This window comes from Wolbachia endosymbiont of Litomosoides sigmodontis, assembly GCF_013365435.1.
Taxonomy (GTDB): domain Bacteria; phylum Pseudomonadota; class Alphaproteobacteria; order Rickettsiales; family Anaplasmataceae; genus Wolbachia.
Genome location: NZ_CP046577.1, coordinates 575,838 through 595,123, shown reverse-complemented (window position 1 = coordinate 595,123; position 19,286 = coordinate 575,838). Strand labels below are relative to the sequence as shown.

The window sequence follows — 19,286 nt, the reverse complement described above, 5'->3', positions numbered from 1 at the left end:
TAAAAACTTAAAAAGTTATTTATCTTTGATGAATCGCAGTTTAGCACACATTCGAGAGTTGGATATGGATAGTTAAAAAAAGCGTTAGAACAACATAGGTTAAAGTAGAGTTCTAGCTTTTACTTGTACCGTATTTAAAAATACGATAGAACTATTTGCGTTAGAGTCTATAAATACAATTCCTTTACTTAGGAGAGCTTTCTTACTTCGTAATTAAACAACTCTACAATGTTGCTTATTTTAATCTATTAACAATGGTAATTGGTATTTTACTTGACGTTATGCAAGTAGTTGAGAAGTTAGAGGAAAATATCAATAGCTTATTGTTTTGGCATTTAAACAGAAACGGTTGATAATACCTAAATTTGATAAAAGAAATTTCACTACCATTCAGCTAAAATTCAATCATCTTATTTAGATAGCGTATCCTTCTCTTCTAGTGGAAATTATTCTCAAGTTTAATGCTCATAAGGGCCAGAGCTTTATTCCTGACCCTAATTGAGTAATTCTAGTAAAGAAATTAACCAAAGCTAATGTTTACATCACACCACACCAGCCCTTTGAAGCTTGCTTTTTGCGACTTTTTTGAACATCTTCAGTATATTTTCCCTTAGTAGGTGTTTCTTGTATCGACCATCTTTCTTTACAACGTCTGCCACCTCGATGTGTTTTATCATTAGGTCCAGGCATATCTGAAACATGTCTATTATCACTAAGTAAACCTGTAGAATATACAGGGGAAGGCAATGGTGAACGTCGATCATTATAGGTAACAAACTCACCACAAGCTCCTTTCATATTTTCATTCATATCTACCGCAGCAGCGTCTATAGTCTGCCTTGATCGACTAGATTGCTGTGGCTCAACATGACTAATTTTAGAAAGGTCCACTTGTGAGTGCGGCTGCTCATATTGCTGTTGAAGCGAATGCCCTATTAACTCTAGTCGTCTGCTCTGCTCAGGAGAAAGACCTAACCTCAATGATAAGCCTGACCTTTTTTCAGAAGAAGAAAGTATTGAGCATAGCTCCTCTATTCCCTCAGGCGAAAGAAAAAGTGATAATAATGGTTCCCACTTTTTCTTTTCTTCATTAGGTAAATTATTTAAAGAATGTGCTATCTTTTCTACCATTTTATCACTAATCATTACTTTATCAACATCATGACTTCCACGCATTACGATACTTAAATCTTCCGCACATCTTTTATCAGTCACTACCTTAGTGCTAACATGTTCTATAACTGAAGAAGCACTTCCAGGAGCAATAAGAGCAGATAGTTTTACTATATTAAGAAGCCCATCAAGAATTTCTTTTATACTTTCTCTAATATATGCCGGATCAGTTGGAAAATTCTTAGATTGTTGCGCTTTTACTTCTTTTTGAGGCAGAAATTCTTCTGAAATTTCAAAAATCGAATGCTGTTGTGGTTCATGAGATGGTGATGATAATAGTGATGGCGATCTTGGCGGTGATGGTGTGTATAACTGTCGAGGAAGATCTGGATTAATTTCTAGTTGACCATCTTTATTAAGTACAGAGTTTTCTACAATTAAAGGAATTAAAAGAGCAACTTGACCATCAGAAAAAGCATACACATTGCCAAACTTACCTAATTTTGTGGCTTCAGTTTGACCTCTAACATCAGTTAAAAGGCTGTAAGAAAATTTAGCATTAATCTTATCTGCATTCATATAAGTTAGATATCTTAAATTACTACCCTCTTTTGTCATAGGTATAAAGGCAAAATTATCTCCATTATTTATTCTTCCTTTGTCAATAAAATTATCGCGATAGTACCCACAAATTGGTATTCCAGTTAAGCGAAAAATTAGCTCACCTATAGCACCTTTATAGCACTCAGACTTCACTTTCAATTTACCAACTCCTTGAACGTTAAAATTATACGCTGTCTTCTTTTTAGAAACTTCTGTTACACTTTTTACAAAATCAACATTTTCAACATCTTTAAAATACATCTTATTATCGTCAATATGATAGAAATCTAAATAATTATAACCATATTCCTTCATTTGCGCTTTAAGTGTCTGTTTAAAATGCTCTTGTATATCTGGATCATCAAAAGATAGACATACTACGCAATGAGATGATGCATCCATTTTTGCTTGCTTTATATTTTCGTTTAAAGTACCTTCAATATGTTTTTTATCAAGATGAGGGAATTCTTTATTAATTTCCCTAATCATTTGTGCTTCTACAACACCTATAAACTCTTCAACAAAGTGCATTTTAAGATTAAAAATTGCTCCAGAATCTATAGGAACTGTAAGCTTGGTCATTTTTTCACTATATGTCCACTTTCCTCCATCGAAATTAAATGGCAAAGACCCAAGATCAAAAACGTGGCGAGCTAAATTTTCACTGGAAAAATATTCCCTTACCAAATCTCTTGCCATCTGTGATAAGCACTTCTCTGCAGAGCGCTGATCACAACTAAACTTAACTACGATATTGTCGCCTTCAACAACAAAATTAGTGTTGGTTCTAGAGCCATAATTATTAATGTTAAATGCATTAACCAACTCCTTAACAAAATTTAAATTATGTACAGCCATAACTTCCTCTTACCTAAAATATTATGAATCCTTTTGACAACTATTTTGAGCCTTCTCAGTTTTAGTGTCACTCATTCCTGTATAAGGATAGTTATAACACCTATCAAACTTACTAGGATCTTTATGCATGTCTAATCCTCCACCCTTACCGTAATTATCCCGCCTCCAGGCAGCAGCATCATATGTACCTATATGGAAACGAGAGTCCCCTTGTGAACTAGAACTTGCTTGTGATTTTTTATCCATAATCCCCTCCATTATAAATATATTATGTAATCTACATATTACAAATAAATCATAAGTGCAAGAACTTTTTTTATATTTCACAAATCTTTTTCATTATCGGCTTTTCCCTACATTGTCAAGCTTAACACTTATGAAATTAAGTTCTGATTCTGGTGAAATTTCCTGTCCGGCAAAAAATTTACTGTAAGCTTTACCTACATTAATTAATTTCACTGTTTCTACATCAGAATTGCTAACACTTCTTACATCTTGCTTATCAGTTGACTTTACCGCTCGCATCCCTTGTCTGTCGATATCATTATATTGACCTTTTTCATTAGAATAACCTGTTACTCCAACAAATATTCGTTCCTCCACTATAAGCTGCTCTGAAGTAGAAGAACATACTGCTCTCAATACCTCTGATGCTTGTATACTTTCTTTTTTGTTTATTTCTTTTACTTTTAATTTTTCTTCTACTTCACGATCTTCTTTATTAATATCATATTTAGTCTCAGAGAGCATCAGATTTTTTAGAGGCTCGCGTAAAAGATTTCTTTCTTCTGGTTCGAGTAAAGGAGTAATTAGTCCGTTTGACTGATCACGCACTGAGGTGATAAAAAGAGATATTGGCAAGATTCGCAATTTTCCATTTTCACCTACTTTTATTTCTATTTCTTTACAAACTTCTACTTCTTTTTTCGACGACTTTTTTTCTACTTTTTTGTCTTCTTTTTTAGTTGTCACTGTTCCTTCTTCTGCAGCTACTAGATCAGCTGTAAAAATCTTAGCAATCATTGCTACAATCCACCCAGCTACTGCCATTTGAAGTTTTAATTTAAGCTTACGCAGGGCCTCTAGCCTCTCTAGTATTGTTACTTCCCCTTCTTTAGATAAACTGCCACTTAGTAATTTTTCTTCTAATTCTTTTATTCCTTTATCAATTTTTTCACCGAAACTTAAATCGCGAGAAAAGACTTTCTTGACTAATTCCTTAAGTTTATCATGCATAAATTTTATTATTGAAAGAAGCAAGTTGTTTTCCCTCTTTTCTTTGATTATCTCGTAGGTTTTTGGATCCACCTCTATTTCAAATTCGCTGAATAAGGATTGAAAAAATTTCCCAAGTTCAGCTAATGTCTCTTTTACTATATCACTATCCGTTAGATCATCATTACAAAGCATTACTGGAGTTAACATTCCTTGTATTTCACTGCCTGCTTTTTCCCTTAACTCTTCATATTCCTGCTTTTGAAGCTCAATTTTCTTAAAAAGATCCTCCGTCGTTCCTTTGAATTTGTTTGCTTCCTGAGTTTTATTTAAATCTTCTGGACGAATTTTCCCCTGGAAGATTGAACTGTCGCTTGAATTACTGTTATTAGTGAAATCGCTCATAGTGTCAATCCCTTCTACTATCAAACCTAATAATTTAATTTTATAGTGCTGAATATTTAATATGTATTAACTTTAAATTAATCAATAAAATTACCTAATTTTTTTAAAAAACATATTATGTCACGGATTATTTATCTTTTCAATAATATTCTTGATTTTCTCTGCTTCCTCAAATTCTAAATTCTTGGCATGTGCTAACATCTGCTTTCTCAAACTGCTTACATCATCCTTGTTCATACCGATTGTTGTTACCTTCATCACCACTTTTTCTTTTAAAGAATTTGATATAGGTTTTATTATAGTCTTGGGTAAAACATTATGCAAGGCGCTATATTTCTCTTGTTTTTTTCTTCTTCTTTCAGTCTCTTTTAATGCACGATTCATGGAACCAGTGATTTTGTCTGCATATAGAATTGCCCTACCTTCAGCATTACGTGCAGCACGACCAATCGTTTGAACGAGTGAAGTCTCTGATCGCAAAAATCCTTCTTTATCAGCATCCAAAATTGCAACTAAACCACACTCTGGAATATCGAGACCCTCCCGCAGTAAGTTAACACCAACTAGAACATCAATTTCTTTTGATCTTAACTTGCATATAATGTCAATTCTCTCTAGTGCACCAATATCTGAATGTAAATAACTCACTTTCATATTTAACTCGTTCATATGTTCAGCTAGCTTTTCTGCCATTTTTTTGGTTAGCGTAGTAATTAGAACACAAAATCCTTTCTTTATTGTCATTTGCGCTTCGTGAATTACATCGTAAACTTGAATCTCTGTTGGCTTCACAATACAAATTGGATCTGCAAGTCCTGTTGGACGAATAACTTGCTCTACAAACAAGTTATTCGTCCTTGCTAACTCATATTTTCCTGGAGTGGCTGAGATATAAATAGTCTGTGGCCGTACTGCTTCCCACTCCTTAAATTTTAATGGACGATTATCGAAAGCAGAAGGAAGACGGAAGCCGTGGTCGATTAGTTTTTTTTTACGCGACTCATTACTGCTATACATTGCGCTAATCTGAGGAACGGTGACATGACTTTCGTCAACAAATAAAATTACATTTTCAGGTAAATATTCAAATAACGTAGGCGGAGCCTCTCCAGCTTTTGTTTCACAGAGATAACGCGTATAATTTTCAATACCTTTACACGTTCCTGTTGCTATCATCATTTCGATATCAAAGCTGGTACGCTGTTCAAGGCGTTGTGCTTCGGCAATTTTGTTTTGTGAGTAATAGTAATTTAAGCGTTCATTCAGCTCTTCTCTAATTAACTGAACTGTACGCGACAGAGTTTTACGTGACGTAATATGATAACTATTAGGAAAGATGGTGATTTTATCTATGTGTTTGATAATATTGCCCGTTATAGCATCAATTTCAGAAATTTCTTCTATTTCATTGCCAATCAGAGATAAACGCCAAGCTTTATCTTCGTAATGGGCAGGAAATATATTGATAACATCGCCGCACACTCTGAAATATCCTCTCTCAAATCTGATATCAGAGCGCTTATACTGGAGATTAGCTAAATTATTCAAGAGAGTATTAACACAAATTTTATCTCCAGCACTTAAAGTTATGGTCATACTGAGGTAGCTTTTGGGTGAACCAAGACCATATATGCAGGAAACACTAGCAATTACAATTGTGTCCTTGCGCTCCAAAAGGGAGCAAATGGCAGAATAACGTAGCATATTAATTCTTTCATTGATTACAGAATTTTTTTCAATATAAGTGTCAGTTTGTGGTAAATAAGCTTCAGGCTGATAGTAGTCATAATAGGAAATGAAGTACTCAACGGCATTATGGGGAAAAAAACCTTTCATTTCTTCATAAAGCTGCGCTGCTAAAGTTTTATTATGAGCAATAATGAGAGCAGGTCTATTAGTTCTTGCAATAACATTTGCCATAGTGAAAGTCTTTCCAGAACCAGTAACTCCAAGTAAAACTTGATCTCTTTTGTTGTCATTTAACCCTGTAATTAAGCTATCTATTGCCTGCGGTTGATCCCCAGCAGGTTGAAAATGTGTAACTAGTTGAAATTTCATAATTCCTATATTTTCATAATATATTTACTATCTTACTAGAGTAAATAAGATATGAAAGTGAACGTCAAAGGACATCAAAAGAACTCTATTTTTTCTTTTTATAGAGCTTGCTCCAAATCCTTTTGTTGGTTAATACAACAAATACTGTTAAGATTACAAAATACGCCACTACCTTAAACCCAAGCTTATGTCGGCGCTCTAGTTCTGGCTCTGCTGTCCACTGTAAAAAATTTACTATATCATACGCCATATTCTCAACTGTAGCTTGTTTTATATCATCATATTTCACTATTCCTTCAGATAGTGGTGGTGCCATAGCTAACTTACCTGTTGGGAAATATGGATTAAAATATAAACCACTCTCATCTTGTTCGCCGTTTCGATAGCCTGTTAAAAGAGAATAGACATAATTAGCACCATCGTGCCTTGCTTTAATAATGAGTGATAAGTCCGGTGGAACTACACCATTATTACTTGCTATAGCTGCCTCTTTTGTATCAAAAGGTGCAATAAAATAATCTGAAGGTATTCCAGGTCTATTAAACATTTTACCCAGATCATTTGGACCATCTTTAACTTGATAAGAAGCTGCAATTTGTTTTACATCCTCTTCAGAAAACCCAACATCTTGCAAATTACGAAACGCTACTCTATTCATTGAGTGACAAGTAGCACAGACTTCCTTATATACTTTATAACCGCGCTGGATTGACTCCCTATCAAAGGATCCAGTAACTCCATTGAAGCTCCAGTCTATTTTTTTATTTGATAAAGGTACAAATTCTTCTGCGTACACAGGATTAGCAAGAAAGAATACATAAAATACAGTTAATATATTCTTAATCAGCATTATTTCATCTCCGGTACAGAATCACTTATGGTTTTTGGAGGTTCCTCTGGCTTCTCATACTTGCTAAGCAGTGGTAAAACTATTACAAAATATACAAAGTAATAAAGAGTAGAAAGTCTACTTAGAGTAATGTAAGGTTCTTTAACTTCCTGCTTACCAAGCCAAGCAAGAAATACAAAATTTACTGCAAAGGCCCAAAAAAACTTTTTGAATAATGGGCGATAAGTACCACTTTTAACTTTTGCTTTATCAAGCCAAGGCAATAGAAACCATACTAAAATAGACAAAAACATAGTAAGTACACCAGTAAGTTTATCTGGAATTGAACGCAACATTGCATAAAAAGGCAAAAAGTACCACTCTGGCACTATATGAATAGGAGTGACCATAGAATCAGCCTCTATGTAATTATCTGGATGACCAAGATAATTGGGAGCATAGAAAACAAATGCAAATAAAACTATAAAAAATAGGCAAAAAGTTATGCAATCCTTTACTATATAATAAGGATATAGTGGGATGGTATCCTTACCTGATTTTATTTCTACTCCACTTGGATTGCCAGAACCAAACCTATGTAAAGCAATAATATGTAGCATAGCTAAGGCAATAATAATAAAAGGTAAAAAATAATGCAGAGCAAAAAAACGATTAAGTGTAGGGTTATCAACGGAAAAACCACCCCATAACCATACAACTATTTTTTTACCAACTAAAGGTATCGCTGAAAATAAGTTGGTTATAACTGTTGCACCCCAAAAACTCATTTGTCCCCAAGGAAGAACATATCCCATAAAGGCTGTTGCCATCATTGCAAAAAATATAAATATACCTATAAACCACACTATTTCTCGTGGGCCTCTATAAGACCCGTAATATAACCCGCGCATTATATGAACATAGACTACCAAAAAGAAGAGCGACGCTCCAACAGCATGAGTGTAACGTATTAGCCATCCATAATTCACATCACGCATTATGCGTTCCACGCTATTAAACGCATGATCAACATGTGGAGTGTAATGCATAGCAAGAAATATACCAGTTATTATTTGTAAAATTAGCGCTATACCGGCTAAAGAACCGAAGTTCCAAGCATAATTTAGATTTTTTGGCACTTGATAAGAAGCAGTATGTTTTAGAAAAGAAAATATAGGTAGCCTATACTCTATCCAATCTAATACGCCATTTTCTTTTTCTATTGTTGTTTTTTTATCATCTTGCATAACTTAAAGCTTTCTCTACTTTTAACTCATTTATTGTAGCAGCTTATCCTCTATAAACAATAGAAACTTTAAATTAAGAAATCAGATCTCCATTGAATCAAAAGATGTAACATAGAGAGTTATACTAATCACTATTAGCAGGTTAAATAAGTGATATTGCGGAGTTGTTTAATTATTAAGTAAGAATAAAGAGATAATGAATTTGTACAAACCGCTCTCAAGTAAAGTAATTGTATTATAGACTTTGTTATGCAAAATATTCTGTTTTATATATAATCAAAATATCTTAATAGGGCTGAGCCTTGGTGAGTACAGTGATAGGTATATAATCTCAATATTTTTAGGTACCTTTAAATTTTTTGACCTATGTCAATTAGCATGATCCATGACAAGGAAGGCTTCTCATGTTCTTAAATGTTGCAACATTTATTCAAGAAATACATTCATATAATCAGTGTTAACATTCGGTGCAAATAAGCTAGAACTTTCTCCATTTTTTAGATTAATTGCACTATAGAGGTAAAAATTTTGTTTACCTGATTTTACTTTAACCTGTGTTCTGATGCCTTTTAAAACATCAATGTCTAACTTTCAAATATGTGCCAAACTGCAATTCATCAAAAATGAATAACTCTTATTTTAGAGTGCTTACCAATAATTTAATTAAGTTTTTTTAAGCTCTTCCTGTCTATTTTTATCTTTTTCATTATGAATTAGTCTTGGCGTAATATATGAAAACTTCATCTTTTGTATACTTAAGATAAGATTTTCTTATATCTATGTTTCAACTTATTCAAATTGACTCTAATTTAAAGAGAATTTTTCTACTATGTTGATGAAGAGTAAACATTTTTTTTCTCTTCTAAATTTTAGGTGCTTTATCCATGCAGTTAGTGCTGTTCTTGAAATGCAACATATTTTTGCTATAGCAGTTATACTATGCTTTTTTGTTACAATTGCAGCATTTAGTTTTTTTAAACATATACATTATTTTGCGTTTTCTTCTGTATTTCTTTTCTGATTTCACAACTTTTTTATCCAATAATTTTGATTTTAATGCTACTAGAAAATGAACTGAGGTGTGTATGAAAGAGTTTTTTAGCTATTTAAAATTTCTGATCTATTTATATAGCTATGCAAATAAAGCTTCACCAATCAACTTTTTTATCTTCGATTTTAATTTGCAACACAGATATTAAGCTAATTAATGCGCACATGGTAAGGTAAAGACCTGCTGCAAATTCTGTTTTAGTTTTCTCTATAAGCCACATGCATATAGATGGAGAAATTCCACCAAAAATTCCTGCAGATATATTATGTGCTAGGCTAAAACCTGTGCACCTGACTTTCGTTGGAAGTAACTCGCAAACAAGGGAATTATATATTCCAAAGGATGCACCTATCGGTATACTTATTAATAGGAAAGTGAGCGTTACAATATAGTGATTATCATATGATAATAGCGAAAATGCTGATAAGCTTATACAGGCTAAAGCTATTAATATAGGAATCATCACATTTTTTCTTCCTGCTTTATCAGATAATATTGCGAACAGCACTGCAGACGTTCCAAATGTAATTTCAACTGTAATCCTTACTACATTTTTAGTATCAATGCCTGAAAGAATAAGTTCTTTTACAGATATATTGTAAAACATGATTATTGAGTAGACAATTGCATTTTGGGCAATACCAAGCCCAATTGCTATTATAAATGCCTTTTTATAGCTCCTAATTAATTCTAAAAATGGAGAATTAGATAAGCTTTTATTTTGATTGTGACTCTTGTATGCTAGGCTTTCTTCCATTATGTACCTTGTTAAAAAACCTATTACACCCATGATGGAGCAGAAATAGAAGAGCAACCTCCATCCCCAAATTTCATAATTTTCATCTGTAAATTTTTTAACAATGACTATCATTATAAAGCATGCGATAGAACCAAGAGCACCGCTGAAAGCTTTCATGCTACCTAAAAATCCTAAATTTTTTTTGTCACTTGAATGTTCTATCAAAAAAGTTGAGTTAATGCTTGTTTCTCCACCTGCTGCTATTCCTTGTATTATTCTACAAAGAAGATATAATATAGGGGAGAATATTCCTATTTCTTTAAAACCTGGTATGACTGCAATTGCAGTAGATGATATTGAAACTAATATTACAGAAGCTAGCAAAACTTTCCTTCTGCCATACTTATCTCCAATGCAACCAAAAATAAATGCGCCGAGTGGCCTAAATCCAAATCCAATTGTAAAACTACCAAGAAATTTGATTGTGCTTAAATAAGTACTTTCCGAAGGAAAGAAAATATTGCTTATTATGTGTGTTAAAACTCCGAATAGGGTTAATTCATACCATACAATCATGTTGCAGATTATACCTGATAATATTGCTTTTTGGATATTATTCATGACTTTTAATTTGTTATAATATGTTGTTGATTAGTATGCTTTGCCATAATATTTTATTATTCAATAACCTTTAAAGACAACTCGCGTAAGTATTTGTTATTCACCTTAGAAGGGGCCCCCATTAGAACATCTTCGCCCTGCTGATTCATAGGGAAACAGATTATCTCACGAATGTTTGATACATCAGCAAGCAACATAATTATTCTGTCAATTCCTGGTGCTATTCCACCGTGAGGTGGTACTCCAAATCTGAATGCACGCACGAGTGCACCAAATTTTGTATTTACTTCTTCTTTACTATAACCTGCAATGGCAAACGCTTTATACATGATATCTAGTTTGTTATTGCGAATTGCTCCGCTTGATAATTCTATTCCATTACAAATAAGATCATATTGGTAAGCAAGGATATCCAGTGGATTTTTTTTTTCTAGATCTTTCAAGCCGCCATGCGGCATGGAAAATGGATTATGAAAGAAGTCTATTTTTTTACTTTTATCGTTATATATAAAGTATGGAAAATCAACAACCCAACAGAACTTGAAGATATTGTTGTCTATAAGACCTAATTCTGACCCTAGAAGAGTGCGTACTTTTCCTGCAATTATTGCTGCTTCTTTTTCTTTGTCAGAAGTGAAAAATACGCTGTCTCCAGGCTTTATGTTTGTTATTTCTCTTATGTGATTTAGCCTATTCTTGTCAAGAAATTTAGCAATTGGTCCTTTTGCGGTGCCATCTTTATCAAACGTTATATATCCAAGACCTTTAGCACCAAATTCTTTTTGAGTATGTTCTATCTTTTTGTCAAAAAAACTACGAGATTCCTCTGCTGTTTTAGGAGCAGGGACAGCTTTCACTACCATGCCATGTTCAATATTTCTCTTAAAAATATTGAATTCTGACTCACGAAAAATTTCTGTAACATCGCTAATCAATAGTGGATTACGCAAATCTGGCTTGTCAGAGCCGTATTTAAGCATTGCCTCTTTATAGGTAATGCGTGGAAAATCTTTATCAACAGATTTGTGAGAAAATTTAGCAAACACTTTATATAAGGCAGATTCGGTAACTTGAAATATGTCCTCTTGTGTTACACAAGACATTTCAAGATCTAGCTGATAAAACTCTCCTGGAGAACGGTCAGCCCTTGCGTCTTCATCGCGAAAACATGGTGCAATTTGAAAGTATTTGTCAAATCCTGAAATCATTAATAACTGCTTAAAAATTTGCGGAGCTTGTGGCAATGCATAGAATTTACCAGGATTTAGTCTACTTGGCACTAAATAGTCACGTGCTCCTTCAGGAGACGAAGCAGTAAGTATTGGAGTTTGAATTTCCAAAAATCCTTGTTCTATCATGAATTTGCGGAGCTCTGCAATGATTTGTGAGCGTAGAACGATATTGTTACGGATTTTTTCACGCCTTAAATCAAGAAACCGGTATTTAAATCTCATGTTTTCTGGGTATTCTTGATTACCTGCAATACTTGCTAATATACTCCTTTCTTCTTTTGCTATTTCTTCATTGTGATGAAATTCAACTTCTGACTCGATGTGCAAGTTATTGACTATAACCTCAATCTCTCCTGTCGAAATAGAATTATTTATCGTGTCTTCAGTTCTAGCTTTGACTATTCCTGTAATAGTAATTACGCTCTCCAGTTTTAGATCTGATATCTTACAAAAAAAGTCTTTGTCATTATTGAATACTAGCTGAGTAATTCCATAGAAGTCTCTTAAGTCAACAAAGATTAGATTTCCATGATCACGTTTACGGAACATCCATCCAAAAAGGGTAACTTCCTTTTCTACGTCGTTCTTTTTTAATTCATTGCACGTGTGAGTTTTATAGTACTTCATGTTAGCGCATCCTCCGCTACAAATTCTTTAAAAAGTATAGAAATAAACCTTATTGTATACAAGTTTATTCATCTTACGTTTATACAATTTGCGAGAGAGAAACATTGCTTTGATTGTCTTTTGCTTACACAAGAATTTGCGTAATTTTATAATTACAGTATAATAATAAGGGTATTTCTAATAAATTTAGATACAGAAAATGTCGTTTATACAGACCATAGTATATAGTGTAACATTACTTGCTATAGCTGCAGTATTTCTCTTTTTTAGAAAAATATACAAGGATTTGATTAAGAAAATCATTTTTTTTAAAAAAGTCCTTGAAGAAGAGTGTAAAAAAGATAGAAAATTCGATAAATTATATCAAAAAGATAAGCAAAGAGAGCTAATAAAACGTCAGAGAATATTATGTGATAGTCGAAAAGATATACAGACTTACAAAGAAGATTCAGAAATAGTTGATATTGCAAAGCCAATAGGTAAGTGGACGCAAATGGTTATGTGTGGTGGTAGATTGATGATGCAGCGTTTTGCACAGTTAATGAAAAGAGAAGGTGGTAGAAAAGGATTTTGGGAACTATTTATAAAAGTCCAAGCTTCAACTCAGGGTAAGTATAAAGGGAAGGGTAGATAGTTTATGCTCGAATGTGAAAATTTATCTTGTGTTCGTAATAATAAGGTATTGTTTGAAAAACTTAGTTTTAAAGCTGAACCAAAATCAAAGATCTTAATCACAGGTCCAAATGGTAGTGGTAAAACCAGCTTAATTAGAAGTTTATCTGGACTGTTACCACCTGTATCAGGTAATATAAGACATTGTGAAAAAGATATATATGATGACCTAAAATCTTATATACCTTCTATGGTTTATATAGGACATAAAAACGCCTGTAGGGATAGTCTAACTGTTGCTCAAAACATAGAATTCTGGGCAAGAATACGAAATACTAAGGAATTGATTATAGCTGCTGTTTACTGTTTACAGTTACAGTCTGTACTTAATATTAGATATGGTGAACTTTCTACAGGGTGGAAGAAGAGAGTTGCGTTTGCTCGTCTCTTGATTTCTAACGCAGGTATTTGGCTAATAGATGAACCATTTTGTAATCTTGATAGCGCAACGTGTGAATTAGTGCTAAATTTAATCTCAATACGCTCTAAGCAAAATGGTATAATAATTATTACAGAACACTGTTCTACGGAGCGATTGTGTAGTTTTACAACAATAGATTTATGTAATTTTAATAGTCATAACTGATATTCTCTATTACTGGCAAGAGTCGAATAAAGAACATAAAGTTTTAAGTACCATAATGGGTGTTTGAGAAGGCTTTTCATGTTCTTAAATATTATGATATTTATTCGAGAAATATATTCATATAATCGATATTGACATTCTCAGTGTAAATAAGCTAGAACTTTCTCCATATCTAGGAATAACTACACTGAGAGATAAAAGTTCTCTGTATACTTAATTTTACTTTTTACGGTATACTGTAGACTTGATGATTAATTTTTCTATGACGTTACGGGAGAGTAAACAATTTTTCTTCTCTTCTAAGTTTTAGTGTTTTACCCATACAGTTAGTGCTGTTCTTGAAATGAAACATATTTTTTGCTATGGCTGTTATACTGTGCTTTTTCTCATTTGCACTTTCTTCAGGATTTCTTTTACTGATTCACGACTTTTTATTTAATAATTTTGATCTCAGCGTTGTTTAAACTTTGCTATTTTACTTGCTTCAGTAAGGCTTTTTCCTCGTTACTATCTACTCGTTCCTTGTACAGGGTTGGGATTAGTCAGAAAAAGAATTTATAGCTTGTGAGTAAGAGATAAAGGTATAAAAATTGGTGAGAAAAATTGTAGGAATAAGGAAAAATTTAAGGTAGCAAAGAATCTACTTAAAGCGGGTATCAATTGATATTACATCTCAAACTATGGGCCTTTCTATAGATGCAATCTTAAAACTTAGTTAAAGTCCTTTATAGAAGCTACAGAGCTGAGTAATAACCCTATACATATTAAGCTTGCAGCAGTTGTACTTCCTCCATAAGATAAGAATGGCAATGGGTCTCCTATTACAGGCAAAAGTCCTATTGTCATCCCGATGTTTATAAAGAAGTGAGCACCGAAAAAAGTAAAAATTCCAATAGATACTAACTTGGAAGAATAGTTTTTTGACCTATAGGCAATAGAGAATATTATAGCAAGTAATGTAGTATATAGTATAATCAAAGCCATACTACCTAAAAAACCCCATTCCTCGCTAAGCACTGCAAAAGCGAAATCTGTGTGTTTTTCTGGCAAAAATCCGAGTTGAGTTTGACTTCCGCTAACAAAGCTCTTACCAAATAGACCTCCTGAACCAATAGCTATTTGAGATTGCTGTGCATTATAACCTATTCCAAGCGGGTCTACTGATGAATCTAAAAATGATAATATCCTTTGCTTATGGTAAGAGCGCAAAGAAGGCCAAATAGCTGGTATTACAAGAATGCTAATTATTCCACAGATTATTAAATGAGCTCTTTTTATTATTGCTGTGAATATAATTGATGCCCCTATGAGTAATATTATTACAGCTGTGCCTAAGTTAGGTTGTTTTAATACCAAGAATACGGGTAAGAAAATAATTATCACTGCTTTAAGCAGTCTTTGGAATTCCATCATTTTATACACACTTTGCTTATCAAAGTAACGAGCAAGAGCAAGTATTAAACTTACTTTTGTAAATTCTGATGGTTGTAAACTAATTGGTCCAATTCTTATCCATCTTGTCACACCCATTGTGTGCAAGCCTGAAAAATTTACTACTAGTAGCGAAATCACTGCTGCAATAAAAAAAAAATAAGCGTGCTTCAAATAGAAATCTAACTCCATGAGTGACATAGCTATGGCTAGTAAGAAAAAGAAGAAAAATATGACTAGCTGATGAATTGCAAATGGCTCCCACTTTCCTCCAGCAGAGGAATATTGAATAACTATACCAATGCAAAACAGAGCTATTACGTTAATGACTAATAACCAGTAATTTTTTTTTAGTCTATTCACAACACAAATCTTATGACTTTGAAGTATAGTAAAATATAAAAAATGGAGATTTAAAAACTCAACTTTTCAATTAATAGACGAATTGGATTACTGTATACTCCAATTATTAACGTTAAAGCTGCCATAAATAGTGGGCAGAAAAGCATAGAGAATGGTACATCATTGATTTTGCCAGATGTCATCTCAGTGTGTGACACTGCATTGCTTTCAAAATACATTTTCTCAACTGCCTTCCACATATATATCAATGCAAGAAAAGAACTGACAGCAAAAACTATAAGAGAAATCTGTGCATGAGATTCAATAATTACATTTATTATATACCACTTGCTTATAAAACCGTTTGTTAAAGGTACACCTACTAGTGCTAAGCTGAGTAGAGTAAACGCAAACGCTGTATAAGGCATTGATTTCTTAAGTCCTGATAAGTTCTCTATTTTTGTCGTATCAAATTTATAAGAAATACATCCTGCAACCATGAATAAGGATGTTTTTATTATACTGTGGTTTATTATGTGGAGAATTGCTGCAGATAAACCTATTTTTGAGTTTAAGCTCAGCACTAAAATTATATAACCAATCTGGCTAACACTAGAGTGAGCAAATAGTCTTCTCATGTCTTTTGCAGTTATTGCAAAAATTGACCCAGATATAATAGCGCAAAGTGCAAGAATAATTATCACGTTGCTTAATGGTAATTTGAGCAAGAAGAAGTTTTGGTGAAAGACGGTGTAAAAGATTCTGATAAAAACATATATCATTACTTTAGTCACTGTACCTGAAAAGAATATGCTGATGAAACTTGGTGCCTCACTGCATGAATTAACTAACCATCTGCTTAATGGAAATAGTGCCATCTTGGTTGAGAGACCAACAAAAATAAACAATGTGCCAAGTTTTATGATGCCGTTATCATATAACGGCACTATTCTTTCAGCCATGTCAGACATATTGAGCGTTCCTGTCATAGAATATAAAAGTCCGATACCAAATAAGTAAAATGTTACACCTATTGTTCCACTAATCAGATATTCAAATGCTGCAACCAGGGCTTTTTTATCCTTTCCCGTTGAAACTAACACGTAAGACGAAAGAGATGAAATTTCCAGAAAAACATAGAGATTGAATATATCGTTTGTTACTAAAATCCCAAGTAATCCGCTTAAGCACAATAGAAATAAAGAATAAAAATTTGTGATTTTGTTTTTGCTAATCTCTTTTTCGTTAATGTAAAAGCTATAGAACACACTTATCAAAGCTACAAAGTTTACAAGGGTTAGAATTAAGGAATTTAATACATCAATTCTTAACTCTATTCCGTATGGAGGAGCCCAATTTCCAAGGTGATAAGTTATGGCTTCACCGTTGTATGTTTTTATGAGTAATACCGATGAAATAAAGAGGGTGATTATTGTTGTAGTAAAAGAAATAAACCAGGATACTTTGTGTTTTCTAGTAAGAAAACAAAGCATCGATGCAATTATTGGTATAATAACTTGTAAAATTGGTAATTGCATTGGGTTATTGTTAATAAGCTGTTAAAGTATTAGTATATATAATACTTTTTGTTTTAACACCCTTATGTTATTTAAAATTTGTAATGCAATAAAACGCCTGCTACGAAAGGAAGGTAAATTTGTAGGAAAAGATGAGAATGGGAATTCTTACTATGAATCAAGTGAAGGGAAAAGGTGGGTTATATATAGTAGTGTCTCTGAACCCACGACAGTGCCACCTGAATGGCATATATGGCTTCACTACACTGATGATGCAGTGCCAATTAATAGTAAAAAAAGAAAATTAAAGCATATTCCCAATTTAACTGGTACAAAGGATGCATATTACCCAAACCAAAAAGTCAAGAATTATTATGAAAGATGGAATCCTAATAACTAAGGATGTGAAGATCAAATATACTTGAAATAGTTACTGGATTATTTGTATTAATTTTCACTATTTTGCTGGCTTTCTTTGTTATCAATAAACTATCTAACATAAAAAAACTATAAGGATTATTATAAGATATACAGCTTTGCCCTGATCACTGGCAGTGGAGTTATCGTTAGTAAGTTTGTTAATATATTACCTAGGTCAGGCATCAAATTAATTTCAAATAGTGGTAAAATATAATATATTCAATCTGAAATAAATGTACGTGGAATAATAGATAAAATCCTTGGTATGTTTTCAAAATAAAATATGTCTATGTGCATTGCTTTAGTTAAATAGTCTGAATAACTGCCCGGTGTTGTTTAGTGTTTGGATTGCCAAGATTGCTGTACAATATAGTATTTTCATTGAAGAATGTGATGTAAAGCTTTATTATTAGATGAAAGGTCGTAAGCTTAGTAAAACAAGTGCTGAAGGAGTGTAAAATAACGCCATATGTTACAAAAAAACTAAATGCTGTAATTGCGAAAAAAAGTACAATGGATATAAGCACGTAGAATTTGTGAGAGAAGTAAAATTATTTACTCTACCTTAATGTCATAGAAAAACTAGATTGAATCAGAGTAAATCTGGACAAGTTAAAGCATGGATTAAGAGAGCCCCTGATATTGTTGTTATTAATGAGAATAAGAATTTAGGAAAAATTTAGTTAAATATCAGCAAGCCTATAGTACATTGTAAATATGTAAAAATGAAGTTCACGTGTATTACGTGAAGACTAATTCATAATGAGACTATATTAGGTGAGTATTCTGAATAAGAGTCATTTTTTTAATGAATTACAGGTTGGCATACATTGTATAAAAATATATTTCTGGAATAAATATCACAATATTTTAAGAACAAGAGAAGCCTTTTTGACTCACTAATAGTGAGAGTTGGTATAAGATATTAACTGCATTAACAGCTATGGTATTCTTAAGGCTAGCAAGCTAATTTTCGTTAAAATGTTTTCCCTTAATAGTCTATTTTGCTTGCATTTCGCTTTCCTGCATCTTGCATATCAGCTGCTTATTAAAGCTTTTTGCAATACAGATTGAGTTAAGGTCTGCTCCAGAGAAAAAAATCACAGTACATTATCCAGTATTCATTACTGAATCTATTATAGAGTTTGAGCAGTTGCAAAAACTACTTAATTTTAACTTTTTATAAGCAATGGGTAACCATTAGCCTATTCTTTGATTTATATTTTCTTTACTTCTTCCAAGACTTCATTAACATGCCCACTAACTTTTACGCCCTTCCAGATTCTCACTATTTTATTTTTTTTATCCATTAAAAAAGTAGTGCGTTCTATTCCCATATACTTTTTGCCAAAGATACTCTTTTCTACCAAAACACCATATTTCTCCGAAATTTCAGCATTTTCGTCAGAAACTAAGTAAAATGGTAGAGAATATTTTGCTTTAAAGTTAGTGTGGCACTTAATGCTGTCTCTTGATACACCAATTATTGCTGTATCAAGAGAAGAAAAATCGTTTATTTTATCTCTAAAGCCTTTTGCTTCCAGCGTACAACCTGGAGTATCGTCTTTAGGATAAAAATAAAGAACGACATTTTTTTTATCGAGAAAATCACTCAATGATAAATTTTCACCAGAATCTGTTAAAAAATTAAAGTTTGGTGCACTATTTCCTACTACCAATTCCATATTTTCCTCCGTTAATTATACTTATAATAAGTTGT

Annotated in this window: 14 protein-coding genes and 1 pseudogene; 3 read left to right on the top strand and 12 right to left on the bottom strand. The window is 32.8% G+C overall.

Annotation, left to right across the window (positions count from 1 at the left end; all coding sequences use genetic code 11):
- Window positions 1-537: 537 nt before the first annotated feature.
- The 9 genes and pseudogenes from GOY07_RS02455 to aspS all read right to left on the bottom strand — a co-directional run bounded on the left by GOY07_RS02455 (window position 538) and on the right by aspS (window position 12,598).
- Window positions 538-2,574, bottom strand: a complete 2,037-nt coding sequence (locus GOY07_RS02455) for a hypothetical protein (RefSeq protein WP_175837971.1) — start codon at window positions 2,572-2,574, stop codon at window positions 538-540.
- Between the two features lie 21 nt (window positions 2,575-2,595).
- Complete coding sequence (locus tag GOY07_RS02450) at window positions 2,596-2,820, bottom strand: hypothetical protein (protein WP_175837970.1); 225 nt, start codon at window positions 2,818-2,820, stop codon at window positions 2,596-2,598.
- 93 nt (window positions 2,821-2,913) lie between these two features.
- Entirely contained in the window at window positions 2,914-4,194 is a 1,281-nt protein-coding gene (locus tag GOY07_RS02445; protein ID WP_175837968.1) for a hypothetical protein, read from the bottom strand.
- 120 nt (window positions 4,195-4,314) lie between these two features.
- Window positions 4,315-6,252 (bottom strand): excinuclease ABC subunit UvrB, encoded by a 1,938-nt coding sequence (uvrB, locus tag GOY07_RS02440; protein ID WP_175837966.1) that lies wholly within the window; start codon window positions 6,250-6,252, stop codon window positions 4,315-4,317.
- A gap of 85 nt (window positions 6,253-6,337) precedes the next feature.
- Window positions 6,338-7,102 (bottom strand): cytochrome c1, encoded by a 765-nt coding sequence (locus tag GOY07_RS02435; RefSeq protein WP_175837964.1) that lies wholly within the window; start codon window positions 7,100-7,102, stop codon window positions 6,338-6,340.
- The gene (locus GOY07_RS02430) at window positions 7,102-8,328 is read right to left on the bottom strand and encodes a cytochrome b (RefSeq protein WP_175837962.1); all 1,227 of its coding nucleotides are present in this window, start codon (window positions 8,326-8,328) and stop codon (window positions 7,102-7,104) included. Before GOY07_RS02430 ends, GOY07_RS02435 begins: the two co-directional genes overlap by 1 nt.
- 134 nt (window positions 8,329-8,462) lie before the next feature.
- Window positions 8,463-9,415, bottom strand: a pseudogene (locus tag GOY07_RS02425) (IS630 family transposase).
- Between the two features lie 61 nt (window positions 9,416-9,476).
- Window positions 9,477-10,739, bottom strand: a complete 1,263-nt coding sequence (locus GOY07_RS02420) for an MFS transporter (RefSeq protein WP_175837960.1) — start codon at window positions 10,737-10,739, stop codon at window positions 9,477-9,479.
- A 56-nt stretch (window positions 10,740-10,795) separates the two neighbouring features.
- On the bottom strand, window positions 10,796-12,598 hold the full coding sequence (gene aspS / locus GOY07_RS02415) for an aspartate--tRNA ligase (protein WP_175837958.1): 1,803 nt from the start codon (window positions 12,596-12,598) through the stop codon (window positions 10,796-10,798).
- 199 nt (window positions 12,599-12,797) lie between these two features.
- Between aspS and GOY07_RS02410 the strand changes: the two genes are divergently transcribed.
- Window positions 12,798-13,232, top strand: coding sequence for a hypothetical protein (locus GOY07_RS02410; protein ID WP_175837957.1), 435 nt, complete (start codon window positions 12,798-12,800; stop codon window positions 13,230-13,232).
- A 3-nt stretch (window positions 13,233-13,235) separates the two neighbouring features.
- A complete protein-coding gene (gene ccmA, locus GOY07_RS02405) occupies window positions 13,236-13,856 on the top strand; it encodes a heme ABC exporter ATP-binding protein CcmA (RefSeq protein WP_175837955.1) in 621 nt (206 codons plus the stop codon).
- Window positions 13,857-14,567: 711 nt separating this feature from the next.
- On the opposite strand, the gene rodA is transcribed toward ccmA, so the two are convergent.
- Together rodA and GOY07_RS02395 are read right to left on the bottom strand one after the other, a co-directional pair.
- On the bottom strand, window positions 14,568-15,650 hold the full coding sequence (rodA, locus tag GOY07_RS02400; protein WP_175837953.1) for a rod shape-determining protein RodA: 1,083 nt from the start codon (window positions 15,648-15,650) through the stop codon (window positions 14,568-14,570).
- Window positions 15,651-15,700: 50 nt separating this feature from the next.
- On the bottom strand, window positions 15,701-17,167 hold the full coding sequence (locus tag GOY07_RS02395; RefSeq protein ID WP_175837951.1) for a proton-conducting transporter transmembrane domain-containing protein: 1,467 nt from the start codon (window positions 17,165-17,167) through the stop codon (window positions 15,701-15,703).
- Between the two features lie 64 nt (window positions 17,168-17,231).
- On the opposite strand from GOY07_RS02395, the gene GOY07_RS02390 reads away from it, so the two are divergent.
- The gene (locus GOY07_RS02390) at window positions 17,232-17,546 is read left to right on the top strand and encodes an NADH-ubiquinone oxidoreductase subunit NDUFA12 family protein (RefSeq protein ID WP_175837949.1); all 315 of its coding nucleotides are present in this window, start codon (window positions 17,232-17,234) and stop codon (window positions 17,544-17,546) included.
- 1,237 nt (window positions 17,547-18,783) lie between these two features.
- Here the strand turns inward: GOY07_RS02390 and bcp are convergent.
- Window positions 18,784-19,251, bottom strand: coding sequence for a thioredoxin-dependent thiol peroxidase (bcp, locus tag GOY07_RS02385; protein WP_175837948.1), 468 nt, complete (start codon window positions 19,249-19,251; stop codon window positions 18,784-18,786).
- Between the last annotated feature and the right edge of the window lie 35 nt (window positions 19,252-19,286).